The 16928-nt window shown below is 71.3% G+C and carries 9 protein-coding genes and 1 pseudogene; 6 read left to right on the forward strand and 4 right to left on the reverse strand.

The features are described 5' to 3' along the window. Positions 1-21 precede the first annotated feature (21 nt). Positions 22-719: pseudogene (locus OG488_RS04760) on the reverse strand (hypothetical protein). Between the two features lie 51 nt (positions 720-770). Next, positions 771-2576 (reverse strand): ABC transporter ATP-binding protein, encoded by a 1806-nt coding sequence (locus tag OG488_RS04765; protein WP_329226209.1) that lies wholly within the window; start codon positions 2574-2576, stop codon positions 771-773. Between the two features lie 175 nt (positions 2577-2751). Between OG488_RS04765 and OG488_RS04770 the strand changes: the two genes are divergently transcribed. From OG488_RS04770 to OG488_RS04790, 5 genes are all read left to right on the forward strand, one after another. Continuing rightward, positions 2752-3198 carry a MarR family winged helix-turn-helix transcriptional regulator gene (locus tag OG488_RS04770; protein WP_329226211.1) on the forward strand — a complete coding sequence of 149 codons (447 nt, stop codon included), beginning with the start codon at positions 2752-2754 and terminating at the stop codon, positions 3196-3198. Positions 3199-3244: 46 nt separating this feature from the next. Next, entirely contained in the window at positions 3245-6187 is a 2943-nt protein-coding gene (locus tag OG488_RS04775; protein ID WP_329226213.1) for an FAD-binding and (Fe-S)-binding domain-containing protein, read from the forward strand. Positions 6188-6446: 259 nt separating this feature from the next. Then, on the forward strand, positions 6447-8378 hold the full coding sequence (locus OG488_RS04780; protein ID WP_329226215.1) for an ABC transporter ATP-binding protein: 1932 nt from the start codon (positions 6447-6449) through the stop codon (positions 8376-8378). Beyond that, on the forward strand, positions 8375-10156 hold the full coding sequence (locus OG488_RS04785) for an ABC transporter ATP-binding protein (protein WP_329226217.1): 1782 nt from the start codon (positions 8375-8377) through the stop codon (positions 10154-10156). Before OG488_RS04780 ends, OG488_RS04785 begins: the two co-directional genes overlap by 4 nt. A gap of 248 nt (positions 10157-10404) precedes the next feature. Continuing rightward, positions 10405-11766 (forward strand): NAD(P)/FAD-dependent oxidoreductase, encoded by a 1362-nt coding sequence (locus OG488_RS04790; protein ID WP_329226219.1) that lies wholly within the window; start codon positions 10405-10407, stop codon positions 11764-11766. Between the two features lie 54 nt (positions 11767-11820). Here OG488_RS04790 and OG488_RS04795 read toward each other — a convergent pair whose 3' ends face one another. Then, positions 11821-13356, reverse strand: coding sequence for an ATP-dependent DNA ligase (locus OG488_RS04795; protein ID WP_329226220.1), 1536 nt, complete (start codon positions 13354-13356; stop codon positions 11821-11823). Between the two features lie 80 nt (positions 13357-13436). Further along, complete coding sequence (locus OG488_RS04800) at positions 13437-14228, reverse strand: metal-dependent hydrolase (RefSeq protein ID WP_329226221.1); 792 nt, start codon at positions 14226-14228, stop codon at positions 13437-13439. A 157-nt stretch (positions 14229-14385) separates the two neighbouring features. Between OG488_RS04800 and OG488_RS04805 the strand changes: the two genes are divergently transcribed. Next, positions 14386-16899 carry a DEAD/DEAH box helicase gene (locus OG488_RS04805; RefSeq protein WP_329226222.1) on the forward strand — a complete coding sequence of 838 codons (2514 nt, stop codon included), beginning with the start codon at positions 14386-14388 and terminating at the stop codon, positions 16897-16899. Positions 16900-16928: the final 29 nt, after the last annotated feature.

The following is a 16928-nucleotide window of genomic DNA, read 5'->3' on the forward strand; positions in this document are numbered from 1 at the left end:
GAGTTGACTCGTCCGACCGTCTCAGCACCCCGGCAGCACCGCCGCTCCCCGTCCCACGGGTGCGGCGGCGCTGCCGTGCGTCCGTGTCTCAACCCCGGGGCCCCTGAGAGCGGGGCCGGTGAACGGGGGCAGGCTCGCGAAGGACGGGTCCGGGGTGACCGCCTCCGCGAGGGCGTCGAGCGTGCGACGTACCCGGGTGAGCGGGTGGCCGGGGAACTCCGCGTCCCACCGGGCGTGGTCGGCCGCGTGGAAAGGGAGGCCACCCTGCACATCGGGGGCCTAGGGGTGCGGCCGGACGTACGCCTCGGGGCCGACCTGGGCCATGACCACGGCCTCCCGCGTCCCTGTCGTCCCGCGTTCGGGAGCCTGGATCTTCACCACGGTGCTGCACTCCTGGCGGGGCACCGTGAAACTGCCGATGAACACCTACCCATGGGCCTGGTGGGGCAGCGGCAGCTTGAGTATCTGCCGCAGCGCGGGCAGCTCACCGAGCCTCTTCACCAATGCCTCGATGAGTCCGCCGCCCGCCTGCGCCGTCCAGTGGGTGAGGGTCTCGCGTAGCGCGGGGCCCTCGTCCAGTGCGGCCGGAAGGTCCGGTGGCAGGTCGAAGCAGTGCACCGACAGCACATCACCGTCGTCATTCGTCCAGGCGTCGATCCGGTCGTCCAGGGGCCATTCGCCTGAATCCGGGGAGTTGTACCCCCGAGCAGTGCTCTCATGGGTGGCGATCATGCCGGACCTCCGTGCCGCTCCGCAGCCGGGTCGACGCTTCAGGTCGCGACGGGGGCCGGCTGGCTGTCGCCGTGGATCAGGGCGGCGTAGCGCCCGCCCTGGGCGAGCAGTTCCTCGTGCGTTCCGCGCTCGGCCGCGCGGCCGTCGTCCAGGACGACGATCTGGTCCGCGTCCCGGACGGTGGAGAGCCGGTGCGCGATGGTCAGGGTGGTACGGCCCTTCGACAGGGCGTCGATGGCTTGCTGTACAGCGTGTTCCGTACGGGTGTCCAGGGCGCTGGTCGCCTCGTCGAGGATCAGCACCGGCGGGTCCCGGAGGATCGTCCGGGCAATGGCCAGCCTCTGCTTCTCACCGCCCGAGAACCGGTACCCGCGTTCGCCGACGAGGGTGTCGTAGCCGTCGGGCAGCCCGGCGATGTGCGCGTGGATCTGCGCGGTGCGGGCCGCGGCCTCGATCTCCTCGTCGGTGGCGTCCGGTTTGGCGAAGCGGAGGTTCTCGGCGACCGAGGCGTGGAAGAGGTAGGTCTCCTGGGAGACCACGCCGACGGCCCGGGCGAGGGTGTCGAAGTCCAGGTCGCGGACATCGACCCCGTCGATCGTGACCCTGCCCCCGGTGACGTCGTACAGCCGCGGAACCAGGTAGCTGAGCGTGGACTTACCCGATCCGGTGGGGCCGACCACGGCCAGGCTGTTCCCCGCGGGCACGGTCACGTCGATGCCGCTCAGGGTCGGGCCGCTCTTCGCGTCGTAGGCGAAGGTGACGTCCTCGAAGGCGAGGTCGCCGCGGATCTTCTCCAGCCGGACGGGCTTCTCCGGCTCGGTGATGTCCACGTCGAGATCGAGGTACTCGAAGATGCGCGCGAACAGGGCGAGGGACGTCTGCATCTGCACACCGGTGGAGAGCAGGCTCACGGCCGGCCGGAAGAGGCCCTGCTGGAGCGAGACGAAGGCGACCAGCGTGCCGATGGAGACGGCTGTGACACCCGACTGGAGGGTGAGGCCGGCCGCCCAGTAGATGACCGCCGGCATGGCGGCCATCACGATCCCGATGGTCGACATCCGCCAGCGCCCGGCCATGCTGGAGCGCACTTCGAGGTCGACCAGGCGCTCCGACTCCTCGGAGAAGGCCTTGGTGAGCGAGTCGGAGCGTCCCATGGTCCGGCCGAGCAGGATCCCGCTGACCGAGAGTGATTCGGTGACCGTGGCCGCCATCGCGGCCATCTGCTTCTGGCGCTGGGTGGTGATCTTCTTCCGCTCCCGGCCGACACGACGGCTGATCCAGACGAAGACCGGCAGCAGGAGGAGCGAGACGACGGTGAGCCGCCAGTCCAGCGCGAGCATGGCGACCACGGTGGCGACGACGGAGGTGAGGTTGGAGACCAGGGAGGTAGCCGTGGAGGTGACCGTCGCCTGCATCCCGCCGATGTCGTTGGCGATGCGGGACTGGACCTCACCGGTGCGGGTCCGGGTGAAGAAGGCGAGCGGCATCCGCTGCAGCTGGGTGTAGACGGCGGTGCGCAGGTCGTGCATGACGCGCTGGCCGACCGTCGTGGAGATCAGGGTCTGCAGGACACCGAAGACGCTGTTCATCACGGCGGTGAGGATCATGCCGAGCGCGAGCAGCGTGAGCAGCCCCGTGCGCCCCTGGGGGATCGCGGTGTCCAGGATCTCGCGCAGCAGGAACGGTGAGGCGACCGACACGAGCGAGGACGCGCCGACCAGCAGCCCCACCACGGTGAGTCTGGCGCGGTAGGGGCGGAAGAGCCTGAAGATGCGGCGCAGCTCGGCGGGTGGCTGCCCGGTGTCTGACGCCGGCGGTGTCCAGTCGGGTTCGTCGGGTTTCATGAGCTCCTTCGAGCGTGTGCGGTGGAAGGGGTGCGGGGCGTGCGGGGCGTGCGGGGCGTGCGGGACGGCCCTCGCGGCCGACGGGCCTTCGGAGTCCGGCCCACGAGCCGCTTTGGGGAGCCTAGCTCATTGTTACCTCTATTCACAATGAACCAGGTCCTGATATTGTTCCCGTATGGACTCCCCCGACTCCGATGGCATGCTGGCCGAGCAGTTGCTGCGGCTCACCCGCAGGCTTCAGCGCATCCAGGGCCGGCAGCTGGAGCCGATAGGCATCACCCCGGCCCAGTTCCGCCTGCTGCGCACGACCGCGCACTACGACGGTCCGCCCCGGATGGCCGATCTCGCCGAGCGGCTGGACGTCGTCCCGCGCGCGGTGACGACCCTGGTCGACGGCCTGGAGGCGAGCGGCCGGGTGCGCCGTGCCCCGGATCCGACCAATCGCAGGGTGATCCGGATCGAGATCACCGAGGAGGGCCGGGCGGTGCTCCGTTCGATGCGCGACGCGCGGAAGGCAGCCGCGGAGGAGATCCTGGCTCCATTGACCGCCGAACAGCGTGAGGTGCTCGGCGGGCTGCTCACCGCTCTGGTCGACGGGATGCCGGAGCGCCGCCGCTGCTGAGGCACGCGGTGCGGCCACCGCACCGCACCGTCGAGGGGATCCTGACATGCCGCTGCTGGAGCCGAAGCCGGAAGCCCTGCGCCCGCGTACGGCACGGACGCCGCCCCCCGATCGGGTGCCGGACTCGAAGGCGTCGGGGACCCCGGCGGAGCTGCGGGCCGGTCTGACGGCCCTGCTCGGTCCCGAGAAAGTGCTGTGGAAGGTGTCCGACCTGGTGCGGTACGCCTCGGACGCCAGCCCCTACCGCTTCCTCCCGCAGGTCGTGCTGGTCCCGGAGGACCTCGACGACATCTCGGCCATCCTCTCCTACGCGCACGGCAACGGCCGGGGCGTCGTCTTCCGGGCCGCCGGCACCAGCCTCAACGGGCAGGCGCAGGGTGAGGACATCCTCGTCGACGTACGCCGGCACTGGACGGGGATCGAGGTCCTGGACGACGGCGCACGGGCCAGGATCCGGCCCGGTACCACTGTCATGCGCGCCAACGCCGCCCTCGCCCGGCACGGCCGGATCCTGGGGCCCGACCCCGCCAGTGCCATCGCCTGCACCATCGGCGGGGTCGTGGCGAACAACGCCTCGGGGATGACCGCGGGGATCACCAGGAACTCGTACCGTACGGTCTCCTCGCTGACCTTCGTCCTGCCGAGCGGCACCGTGGTCGACACGGGTGAACCGGGCGCCGACGAGCTGCTGCGTCACGCGGAACCGCACCTGTGCGACGAGCTGCTGGCCCTCAAGGCGGAGATCGAGGCCGATGAGCGGCTCACCGCGCGGATCCGCGCCAAGTACGAGATCAAGAACACCAACGGCTACCGCCTCGACGCGTTCCTCGACGGATCGACACCCGTGGAGATCCTCCGGGGCCTGATGGTCGGCTCCGAGGGCACGTTCGGTTTCATCTCGGAGGTCGTCTTCGACACGCTTCCCCTGGACCGCCGGGTCTCCTCCGCGCTGCTGTTCTTCCCTTCGCTCACCGCGGCGGCGGCAGCGGTACCACGGTTCAACGAGGCGGGAGCGACGGCCGTCGAGCTGATGGACGGCAACACCCTGCGCGCCTCGGTCCGGGTCGACGGTGTCCCCTCCGACTGGGCGGCGCTCCCCCTGGGGACGACAGCGCTCCTGGTGGAGTTCCGTGCCCCGGACGAGAGTGCGCTGGCCGCCTGCGAACGGGTGGCGGCCTCGGTCGTCGCCGACCTCGATCTGGTCGCTCCGGCCGTCTCCGTCACCAACGCGTTCACCCGGGACGCCGCCACCGTCTCCGGCTACTGGAAGGCGCGCAAGGCGTTCGTCACCGCCGTCGGCGGCTCCCGCCCCTCGGGCACGACCCTGATCACCGAGGACTTCGCCGTTCCGCCGTCCAGGCTCTCGGAGGCCTGCGAGGCGCTGCTCGCCCTGCAGGCGGTCCACGGCTTCGACGCCGCCGTCGCAGGCCACGCGGCGCACGGAAACCTGCACTTCCTGCTCGCCTTCGACGCCGCGAACCCGGCCGATGTCGACCGGTACGCCGCGTTCATGGACGAGTTCTGCACACTCGTCGTCGACCGGTTCGACGGGTCGCTGAAGGCGGAGCACGCCACCGGACGCAACATCGCACCGTTCCTGGAACGGGAGTGGGGCCCCACGGCGACGGAGCTGATGTGGCGTACGAAGCAGGCCATCGACCCCGACGGGGTGCTGGCACCCCGGATCGTGCTCGACCGGGACCCGAAGGCACATCTGCGCGGGCTCAAGACCATTCCCAAGATCGAACCGGTCGCCGACCCCTGCATCGAGTGCGGCTTCTGCGAGCCGACCTGCCCGAGCGAGGACCTGACCACGACACCGCGTCAACGGATCGTGCTGCGCCGGGAGATGATGCGGCAGCAGCCAGGCTCGCCGGTGGAGTCAGGACTGCTGGACGCCTACGGCTACGACGCGGTCGACACCTGTGCGGGTGACTCCACGTGCAAGTTGGCGTGCCCGGTCGGCATCGACACCGGGGCGATGATGAAGGACTTCCGCCACCATCGGCACTCCCCGCGTGAGGAGCGCGTGGCGGCTCTGACGGCACGGCACTTCAAGGTCGTCGAGGCTTCGGCCCGTGTCGCCCTCGGTGTGGCCGGACTCGTCACACGCCACGCCGGTGACCGGCTGCTCGAGGCCGTGACGCGGATCGCCCGCAAGGCGGTGGACCCGGATCTGGTGCCCGAATGGCTGCCGGAGATCCCCGGAGCCGCCTCCCGCTCCCTGCCGCCGACCACCCGGGCGGGTGCGAGCGCCGTCTACTACCCGGCCTGTGTGAACCGCATCTTCACCGGCCCGGCGGATGCGGGAGCGCTGTCCCTCGCCGAGTCCGTCGTCTCCTTGTCCGCGCGGGCGGGCAGGCCCGTGTGGATCCCCGAGGACGTGGCCGGGACCTGCTGCGCGACGATCTGGCACTCCAAGGGGTACGACACCGCCAACGCGGTGATGGCCAACCGCATCGTGGAGGCCGCCTGGGGCTGGACAGCGGGCGGCTCGCTTCCTCTGGTCGTCGACGCGTCGTCGTGCACCCTGGGCCTGGCGCACGAGGTCGTGCCCTACCTCACCGAGGACAACCGCGCGCTGCACCGGGAGTTGAAGGTCGTCGACTCGCTGGTGTGGGCCGCCGACGAGCTGCTCCCCTCGCTGACCGTGTTCCGCAGGACGGATTCCGCCGTCCTGCACCCCACCTGCTCGATGGAGCATCTGGGTGACGTGGCACAGCTGCGTACGGTGGCCGAGGCGTGTGCCGAGGAGGTCGTCGTGCCGGACGACGCGGGCTGCTGCGGGTTCGCCGGGGACCGGGGCATGCTGCACAAGGAGCTCACCGACTCGGCGACCGCCAAGGAGGCTGCGGAGGTCAACACCCGGGAGTACGACGCCTATCTGTCGGCGAACCGGATGTGCGAGATCGGGATGGACCGGGCGACCGGACACCGCTACCACTCGGCGCTCATCGAACTCGAGCGCGCGACCCGGCCCGTCCTCTGAGCAGGCGGGCGGAGAGCGCGAGAAGACGGAAGGCCAAGACCGCCCGCCCCCTTGGAGCCGGACAACCCGGCCGCACCCGCCACCTCCGGCGTCGCGACGCCCCGGCCCCGCACCTCCCCTGGAGCGCGGCTGGGATTCCGGAGGCCGGAAATAATCGGTTGCCCCGGACAGGGGCAGGAAGCGAACCTTGCACGGTTTGGTCCCCCCACTGTTCCATGAGGTCCGCCACGGATCTCCGCTTCCGATTCTTTGGGACGTCATGCAGATTCGCGATCTTCCGTACTCGGATCCAGGCGATCCCGACGTACGGTCAGGCCCCCGCTTCCTGATCTGGCTCGGGCGACGTCAGCTCGCGGGCCAGCTCAGATCCCTCTCCTGGGGGCTGCTCCACCACTGCGCGATCGCGGGCCTCCCCCTCGCCGTCGGCCTGGCGGTGCAGGCCGTCATCGACGATTCCGGCCGGGACCTCGCGACGGCCGGTGTTCTTCTCGTGGTCCTCGGCGTCCTCATCGCCGTGGGCGACACCATGCTCCACCGGACGGCGGTCACCAACTGGATCACCGCCGCGGCGCGGGTGCAGCAGCTGCTGGCCCGCAGGACGGCCGAGCTGGGCTCCGCGCTGACCCGGAGGGTGGCGGCCGGCGAAGTGGTGGCGGTGAGTACGGGCGATGTCGAGAAGATCGGCTGGTTCGTCGAGGCCCTGTCGCGCTTCCTGGCCGCCGCGACGGCACTCGTGCTGATCTGCGTCGGGCTCGTCGTCTACCTGCCCTCGCTCGGTGTGCTGGTCGCGATCGCCACCCCTGTGCTGGCCCTGGCCGTCCTGCCCCTGCTCCCCCGGGCCACCCGACGGGCGGACCTGCAGCGGGAGAAGGCGGGCAAGGCCACGGAGCTGGCGTCCGACACGGTGGCAGGGCTCCGGGTGCTCCGCGGCATCGGCGGTGAGGAGCTGTTCCTCGGACGCTACCGGCGCGCCTCCCAGGAGGTCCGCAAGGCAGCCGTGCGCAGTGCGCGGATGTGGGCGCTCATCTCGGCGATCCAGGTGTTCCTGCCGGGAGTCCTGCTGATCTCGCTGGTCTGGTACGGCGCCACGCTGGCCCGGGACGGTCTGATCGACGTCGGCCAGCTGGTCACCGTGTACAGCGCGGCGACCCTGATGCTCTTCCCCCTTCGCAACGTGGAGGAGATCGCCATGGCGTACTCCTTCTCGCGGCCGTCCGCCCAGCGTGCGGTCCGGGTGCTGTCCCTGCGCCGCACCACACGCCGGTCGACGGCGGACGCCGTGATCCCCCGGGGCGATCTGTACGACCCGGTGACCGGACTGATGGCGCCTCAGGGCCTGTTCACCGCTGTGGTCTGCGGCGATCCCGACGAAGCGGGACGGCTGGCGGAGCGGCTCGGCGGACACGCGGAGCCGCCCTCCGCAGCGCGGGCCGACCCGCACGCAGAACCGCACGCCGACCCGCACTCAGACCATCACTCAGACCCGGACGGCACGTCCGGGCCCGTCCCCTCGGTGCTGCTCGGCGGTGTTCCGCTGGACGAGCTGCCGCTCGCCTCGGCACGGACCGCGGTCCTGGTCCAGGACAAGGACCCGGTGCTGCTCTCCGGGACGCTCCGGGAGCTGCTGGACGTCCCGTCCTCGGGCTCCGTGACGGCCGAGGAGGCGCTCGCTGCCGCCCGGTGCGGTGACGTGCTGGACGCCCTGGCCCAGGCGTCCGTCGACGCGGACGGCGACCCGATGAACACCCGGATCACCGAGCGGGGCAGGTCGCTGTCCGGTGGCCAGCGGCAGCGCCTCGCACTGGCCCGTTCGCTGGTCACCGACCCGGAGGCGCTGGTGCTCGACGAGCCGACGTCCGCCGTCGACTCCCACACGGAGGCCAGGGTCGCGGCCGGCATCGAGCAGTTGCGCCGGGGCCGTACGACGGTGGCCTTCGCCTCGTCCCCGCTGCTGCTGGACCTGGCGGACCGCGTCGTGCTCCTCCACAAGGGCACGGTCGTGGCGGCGGGCACCCACCGCGAGCTGCTGAGGGACGAGCCGCTGTACCGGGCGGTGGTGACCCGTGAGACCGACGAGGAGGCCGCGGCACCGGCCGCCCACGACGGACTCGCCGCGATCGACGGCCTCCGGCCGGCCCCGGCGGTCGAGGAGATGGCCCGTGCGGCCGAGGAAATCGAGGAGAGAGCATGATCGGCCTGGCACCACCGGTGTACGACCCGGCCGCACCGGAGTCGTCGACGACCCTGCCGGTCGGTGCACCGACGACCGTACGGACCTATGTGCGCGCTCTGCTGCGGCGCCACCGCAGGCCGTTCGCCGTGCTCATCGCGGTCAACGCGGTCGCGGTGATCGCTTCGATCACCGGGCCGTACCTCCTGGGCGGCCTGGTCGAGGACCTCTCGAACGGGGTCACCGACCTCCACCTGGAGCGCACCGCGGGGGTGTTCGCCCTGGCGCTGGTCGTGCAGACCGTGTTCACGCGGACGATGCGGCTGCGTGGCGCGATGCTCGGTGAGGAGATGCTCGCCGATCTGCGCGAGGACTTCCTCGTACGGTCGGTCGGGCTGCCGCCCGGCGTCCTGGAGCGGGCCGGCACCGGGGACCTGCTGTCCAGGATCACGACGGACATCGACCGGCTGGCCAACGCGATGCGTGAGGCGGTGCCGCAGCTGGCGATCGGCGTGGTCTGGGCCGGGCTGCTGCTCGGCGCGCTGACCGTCACCGCCCCGCCGCTGGCCCTCGCGGCGCTGATCGCGCTTCCGGTGCTGGTCGTCGGCTGCCGCTGGTACTTCCGGCGGGCGCCGTCCGCGTACCGCTCGGAGGCAGCCGGGTACGCGGCGGTGGCGGCCGTGCTGGCCGAGACCGTGGACGCGGGGCGGACCGTCGAGTCCCACCGGCTGGGGGCCCGCAGGATCGCCCTGTCGGACCGGCGGGTCGCGGAGTGGACGGCCTGGGAGCGGTACACCCTTTTCCTGCGCTCGGTGCTCTTCCCGGTCATCAACACCACGTACGTGACCATTCTCGGCGCGGTGCTGCTGCTGGGCGGCTGGTTCGTGATGGAGGACTGGATCACGGTCGGGCAGCTGACGACGGGGGCGCTGCTGGCGCAGATGATGGTGGACCCGATCGGTCTGATCCTGCGCTGGTACGACGAGCTGCAGGTCGCCCAGGTGTCTCTGGCGAGGCTCGTCGGCGTACGGGAGATCGAACCCGAGGCGGGTGACGCCGGTGTCTCTCCCGACGGACGGGACGTGCGGGCGGAGACCGTGCGCTTCGGCTACCGCGAGGGCGTCGACGTCCTGCACGAGGTGTCGCTGGACGTCGCCCCGGGCACACGGCTCGCGCTGGTCGGACCGTCCGGTGCGGGCAAGTCCACGCTGGGGAGGCTGCTGGCCGGGATCTACGCGCCCCGGACGGGCTCGGTCTCACTGGGCGGTGCCGAGCTGTCCGGGATGACGGCGGAGCGCGTACGGACCCATGTGGCGCTGGTCAACCAGGAGCACCACGTGTTCGTGGGCTCGCTCCGGGACAACCTCCTGCTCGCCCGTACGGACGCCGAGGACGCGGAGCTGTGGGCCTCGCTCGCGGCCGTGGACGCGGACGGCTGGGCGAAGGCGTTCGACGAGGGGCTGGACACGGAGGTCGGCTCGGGCGGTCTGGCCCTCACTCCGGCACAGGCGCAGCAGATCGCCCTGGCCCGCCTCGTCCTGGCGGACCCGCACACGCTGGTCCTGGACGAGGCGACCTCGCTGCTCGACCCGCGGGCCGCGCGTCATCTGGAGCGTTCACTGGCGCGGGTGCTGGAGGGCCGTACGGTCATCGCGATCGCGCACCGCCTGCACACGGCACACGACGCGGATGTGATCGCTGTCGTGGAGGACGGCCGGATCAGCGAACTGGGCAGTCACGACGAGCTGGTGGCCGCCGACGGCGCGTACGCGGCGCTCTGGCGCTCCTGGCACGGCTGAGCGGGCCCAGGACCCTGGAGGCGGCTGCTCTGCCGGCCGCCCCAGGGTTGGGCGGTCATGCGGCGTCGGCCGCCCGGTGCGCACCGCACCCGGAGCTGGCCGGCCATGAGGCCACCGACGGCCCATCGGGGGGCCGCGCGGTCACAAGAGGCGAACTCGGTCCCCTCCGGTGAGGATGAGGGAGTGACTGGCTCCGGATCCGGGGCAGGCGAGCGATGACCGCGTAAGCCCGAGAAGGGACGCACACCGTGGCACGACCCAGGATTCTCGTTGTCGGCGCCGGCTTTGCCGGGGTCGAGTGCGTGCGCCGGCTGGAGCGCAGCCTCGCGCCCGGCGAGGCGGAGATCGCTCTCGTCACCCCGTTCTCGTACCAGCTCTACCTGCCACTGCTCCCTCAGGTCGCCTCCGGGGTGCTCACCCCCCAGTCGGTCGCCGTCTCCCTGCGCCGCAGCCGGCGCCACCGCACCCGGATCGTGCCGGGCGGGGCCATCGGAGTGGACACGAAGGCGAAGATCTGTGTGGTCCGCAAGATCACGGACGAGATCGTGTACGAGCCGTACGACCACATCGTGCTGGCCGCCGGCAGCGTCACCCGGACCTTCGACATCCCAGGGCTGGTGGACAACGCCCGGGGCATGAAGACGCTGGCCGAGGCGGCGTACATCCGGGACCACGTCATCTCCCAGCTGGACCTGGCCGATGCCAGCCACGACGAGGAGGAGCGGGCGTCGCGGCTGCAGTTCGTGGTGGTGGGCGGCGGGTACGCCGGCACGGAGACGGCCGCGTGCCTGCAGTTGCTGACCACCAACGCCGTGAAGCACTACCCCCGGCTGGACCCCAAGCTGATCAAGTGGCACCTCATCGACATCGCGCCCAAGCTCATGCCCGAGCTGGGCGACAAGCTCGGCCGCAGCGCCCTCGAGATCCTGCGCAAGCGCGGCATCGAGGTCTCGCTGGGGGTCTCCGTGGCCGAGGCCGGCCCGGACAAGGTGACCTTCACCGACGGCCGGGTGCTGCCCTGCCGCACGCTGATCTGGACCGCCGGGGTGGCTGCGAGTCCGCTCGTCGCCACGCTCGACGCCGAGACGGTACGGGGCCGGCTGGCCGTGACGCCGGAGATGAGCGTGCCGGGCATCGACGGTGTGTTCGCGCTCGGCGACGCCGCGGCGGTACCGGACCTGGCCAAGGGCGACGGGGCGATCTGCCCGCCCACCGCTCAGCACGCCATGCGCCAGGGCCGCAAGCTGGCGGACAACATCATCGCTTCCCTGCGTGGCCAGGCTCTGCAGCCGTACGTCCACAAGGACCTCGGCCTGGTCGTGGACCTCGGTGGCCGGGACGCGGTGTCGAAGCCGCTCGGCATCGAGCTGAGGGGCATGCCGGCCCAGGCCGCCGCGCGCGGCTACCACTGGGCGGCGCTGCGGACGAACGTCGCCAAGACGCGGGTGATGACCAACTGGCTGCTCAACGCGATCGCCGGTGACGACTTCGTGCGCACCGGGTTCCAGGCCCGCAAGCAGGCCACCCTGCGCGACTTCGAGTACACCGACGCCTATCTCACCCCCGAGGAGATCCGCGCGCACACCGCCGAGGCGGGCATCCGCGGCTGATCCGCCCGGCCCGGCCTCCTCCCCCGGCCTCCGCCGCGCGGGCGGGGGCCGGCGTCATGTCCGGCGCGAGAGCACCGTGTCGACCGTGTCCGCGTCCTGGGGCCGTTTGTCCTCGCGGTAGCGCAGGACACGGGCGAACCGCAGCGTCACGCCCGCCGGATAGCGGGTGGAGCTCTGGAGGCCGTCGTAGGCGATCTCCACGACGAGTTCCGGGCGCACCGTCACCACATGCCCGTCGTCGCCGGTGGACAGCTCCCGGAGCCGTTCGGTCTGCCAGGCGAGCATGGTGTCCGTGAGCCCTTTGAAGGTCTTGCCCAGCATCGCGAACGTGCCGTCCTCCCGACGTGCCCCCAGGTGGAGGTTGGAGAGCTTGCCGGTGCGTCGGCCGTGGCCCCACTCGGCGGCCAGCACCACGAGGTCCAGGGTGTGTACGGGTTTCACCTTCAGCCAGGTGGCTCCCCGCCGGCCCGCGCTGTACGCCGCCGCTGTGCCCTTGACCACGACGCCCTCGTGCCCGCGGGCCAGCGTGGCCTCGGAGAACGCCACCGCGGTCTCGCGCTGCGACGCGTCCCCGGGGTCCTCCACGACGACGCGCCGGACGCGCATCGGTTCGGGCACGAGTGCGGCCAGCTCCCGGTGGCGTTCGGCGAGGGGGAGGTCGAGGAGCTCGCGTCCGTCCACGGACAGCACGTCGAAGAAGACGGGGACCACGGGGACGGATTCGGCCGCACCGGCGACGTCCCGGCGGGAGCCCAGCCGGCCGGCGGTCTCCTGGAACGGCCGGGGCCGCCCGTCGGCCCCGAGCGCGATCGCCTCGCCGTCGAGGATGAACCGGCCGGCGGGGAGGGAGGACACCCTTTCGGCGAGTTCGGGGACCCGCTCGCTGATGTCGTCGAGCGTCCGGGTGTAGACGTGCACCCGGTCTCCGTCCCGGTGCACCTGGACGCGGATGCCGTCCAGCTTCTCCTCGACGACGCAGGGCCCCAGCCGGTCGATCGCCTCGGTGACCGAGCGGGCGGTGTGCGCGAGCATCGGCTGGACCGGCCGGCCGACGGTGAGCCGGAACGACGCGAGGGCTCCGGGGCCCTGCGTGAGCAGCGCACGGGCGACGGGGGACAGCGCCCCGGCGAGCATGACGGCGCGCCGCACCTCGACGGGCGGTGCCCCGGCAGCGTCGGCCAGGGCGTCGACGGCGACCGCGTCCAGGGCTCCCTGGCGGACCTCTCCGGTGAGCAGGCCGCGCAGGAAGTACTGCTCGTCCGCGGTGGCGGATCCGAGCAGCCGCACCAGGCGTTCCTTACGGGCGGCCTGCGAGCCGGGGCCCTTCAGGGCGCCGATCGCCGTCAGTTCCGCGTCCGTCTCCGCCACGGTCAGCGTGGGTGCGTCGGCGGGTGTCACCGGAACGCGCAGCGTGCTCCAGCCGATCCCGAGCCGCCCCTGCGGGAGGCGGCCTGCGAGATAGGGGATGACGACCGGGACGTCGTCCGGCCCCGCCTCCCGGAAGAGTCCGGCCAGCAGTGCGGTCTTCCGGGTCCGGGCCGAGGTCGCGGCGACCTCCAGGGACACATGGGCGAGCCTGGCGAGCAGCATGCGGCCATGGTCCTACGGCGGCGGTCCGGCCGCTCCCGGAGCGCGCGGACCCGCCGTCCCCGGAGCATGCGGACCGGACGTCAGATCACGTTGAGCGCGGCGGCCGCGCCCACTGCCCCGAGGATCATGAAGGCGGGCATCAGCACCTTGATCTCCACCCAGCTGCCGGCCCGGAAGCGCATGAACTTCGGGGGGCCGAGCGGGTACCAGCGCTTGCGTCCCAGCGGGATCGGCCACAGGATCGGGCAGCCCGAGACGGTGAGCGCGTCGCCGACGCAGTGGACGAGGGCCCCGAGGACGATCGGCAGCCCCAGCCACAGGTACTCCTGGCCGGGCTCGGTGAACAGCCAGTCCGCACCCTGTCCCGGCTTGTCGAGGACGCCCGCGAGGATCCAGGCGCTGGTGGCGCCGAGCAGCCAGACGAGGACGTCGCTGGACACCCGCGCCGCCCGCCACAGGAGCCCCTCGACCGCGAGGACGAGGTGGACGAAGAGGATCGCCAGGACCGCCCACCTGCCGCCGGTTATCGCCGCGAGGGAGGCCGCCCCTCCGGTCAGGACGGCCCAGAGCCAGGTGTGGGTGAGGGTGCGGTGACCGCCGGTCCTGCGCGGGTCGCCGGGTCCCTTCGTCGCCTTGTAGACCGCGTACGAGAGCTTGTCGACGATCTCGCAGACGGCTTTGGAGACGGGCCCGAAGGCGCGCGAGATGGTGGCCGACTTGTGGTCGAGGTCCGGGGCCAGTGCGGCACCGGCGGTGATCAGGGCTCCGACGACCAGGACGGGCCAGGGCATGGTGTGGCCCGCGGCCGCGGCCGCGGCGCCCACCCCCAGCCAGGCCGCTGCCCCTGACAGAGAGTGTGCCGGTCCCATCATGGCTGTTTCCCGCCCCCATCGTGATTCGGCCGTGTGTCCAGGCCGGGCCGCCATGGCCTGTGCCGGGCGGCCGAGTTGAGTGGGAAGCGTATCGTCCGTGATCTTCACCGCGTCCGCCGGTTCCCTCATCCGGGCAGGAGACAGGCAAGATGGGGGCGTGACCCTTATCGATCAGCTTCCCCCGACCGCCGACCCGGACGCCCTCTTCGAGTCCTTCTCGTCATGGACCGAATCGCAGGGCATCACCCTCTATCCGGCTCAGGAGGAGGCGCTGATCGAGGTGGTCTCCGGGGCGAACGTGATCCTTTCCACCCCCACGGGCTCCGGGAAGAGCCTGGTCGCGGCGGGTGCGCACTTCACGGCGCTGGCCCAGGACAAGGTCACGTTCTACACCGCGCCGATCAAGGCGCTGGTCTCGGAGAAGTTCTTCGACCTGTGCAAGCTCTTCGGCACGGAGAACGTCGGGATGCTGACCGGCGACGCCTCGGTCAACGCCGACGCCCCGGTCATCTGCTGCACCGCCGAGGTGCTCGCCTCCATCGCGCTGCGTGACGGCAAGTACGCCGACATCGGCCAGGTCGTGATGGACGAGTTCCACTTCTACGCCGAGGCCGACCGCGGCTGGGCCTGGCAGATCCCGATCCTGGAACTGCCGCAGGCCCAGTTCGTCCTGATGTCGGCGACGCTCGGTGACGTCAAGATGTTCGAGGAGGACCTGACCCGCCGCACCGGCCGCCCCACCTCCGTGGTGCGCTCGGCGACACGTCCGGTCCCCCTCAGTTACGAGTACCGGCTCACGCCGATCACCGAGACGCTGACGGAGCTGCTGGACACCCGGCAGTCGCCCGTCTACATCGTGCACTTCACGCAGGCCGCGGCCGTCGAGCGGGCGCAGTCGCTGATGAGCATCAACATGTGCACGAAGGAGGAGAAGGAGAAGATCGCCGACCTGATCGGCAACTTCCGCTTCACCACCAAGTTCGGCCAGAACCTGTCCCGCTACGTGCGGCACGGGATCGGGGTACACCACGCGGGCATGCTCCCGAAGTACCGCCGTCTCGTCGAGAAGCTGGCCCAGGCGGGCCTGCTCAAGGTGATCTGCGGTACGGACACCCTGGGGGTCGGCGTCAACGTCCCGATCCGCACGGTGCTGTTCACCGCGCTCACCAAGTACGACGGCACCCGGGTGCGTACGCTGCGCGCCCGTGAGTTCCACCAGATCGCCGGCCGCGCCGGGCGGGCGGGCTTCGACACGGCGGGCTTCGTCGTCGCGCAGGCCCCCGAGCACGTCATCGAGAACGAGAAGGCCGTCAAGAAGGCCGGCGACGACCCCAAGAAGAAGCGCAAGGTGGTCCGCAAGAAGGCCCCCGAGGGCTTCGTCGCCTGGTCGGAGACGACCTTCGACAAGTTGATCCAGTCCGAGCCCGAGCCGCTGACCTCCCGCTTCCGTGTCACGCACACGATGCTGCTCTCGGTGATCGCCCGGCCGGGCAACGCCTTCGCGGCGATGCGGCATCTGCTCGAGGACAACCACGAGCCGCGCAGGGCCCAGCTCCGGCACATCCGCCGGGCCATCGCGATCTACCGCTCGCTGCTCGACGGCGGCGTGGTGGAGCAGCTCGACACGCCCGACGCGGAGGGCCGGATCGTGCGGCTCACCGTCGATCTCCAGCAGGACTTCGCGCTCAACCAGCCTCTGTCCACGTTCGCGCTGGCCGCCTTCGACCTGCTGGACGCCGAATCCCCGTCGTACGCCCTGGACATGGTGTCCGTCGTCGAGTCGACGCTCGACGACCCGCGGCAGATCCTGGCCGCCCAGCAGAACAAGGCGCGGGGCGAGGCCGTCGGGCAGATGAAGGCGGACGGCGTCGAGTACGAGGAGCGGATGGAGCGGCTCCAGGAGGTCACGTACCCGAAGCCGCTGAGCGAGCTGCTCTGGCACGCCTACGACGTGTACCGGACGAGCCACCCGTGGGTCGGCGACCACCCGGTGTCACCGAAGTCGGTGATCCGCGACATGTACGAACGGGCCATGACCTTCACGGAGTTCACCTCGAACTACGAGCTGGCCCGCACCGAGGGCATCGTCCTGCGCTATCTGGCGAGCGCGTACAAGGCGCTCGAGCACACCATCCCGGACGACCTGAAGTCCGAGGACCTGGAGGACCTGATCGCCTGGCTGGGCGAGATGGTGCGTCAGGTGGACTCCAGTCTGCTGGACGAGTGGGAGCAGCTGGCCAACCCGGAGGTGGAGACCGCCGAGCAGGCGCAGGAGCGGGCCGACGAGGTCAAGCCGGTGACGGCCAACGCCCGCGCCTTCCGGGTCCTGGTGCGCAACGCGATGTTCCGCCGGGTGGAGCTGGCCGCTCTGGACCGGGTCCGCGACCTGGGCGAGCTGGACGGCGACGCCGGCTGGGACGAGGACGCGTGGGGCGAGGCGATGGACGCCTACTGGGACGCGCACGAGGACCTGGGCACAGGCCCGGACGCGCGCGGCCCGAAGCTGCTGAAGATCGATGAGGACCCCGCGCACGGTCTGTGGCGGGTGTGGCAGGCCTTCGCCGACCCCGCGGGGGACCACGACTGGGGAATTCGTGCGGAGGTCGATCTCGCGGCCTCCGACGAGGAGGGCCGGGCGGTCGTCCGGGTCACGGCCGTGGGCCAGCTGTGACGGCGCGCCGGCCAGGAGAGTGGAGAAGA

The organism is Streptomyces sp. NBC_01460 (assembly GCF_036227405.1).
Taxonomy (GTDB): domain Bacteria; phylum Actinomycetota; class Actinomycetes; order Streptomycetales; family Streptomycetaceae; genus Streptomyces.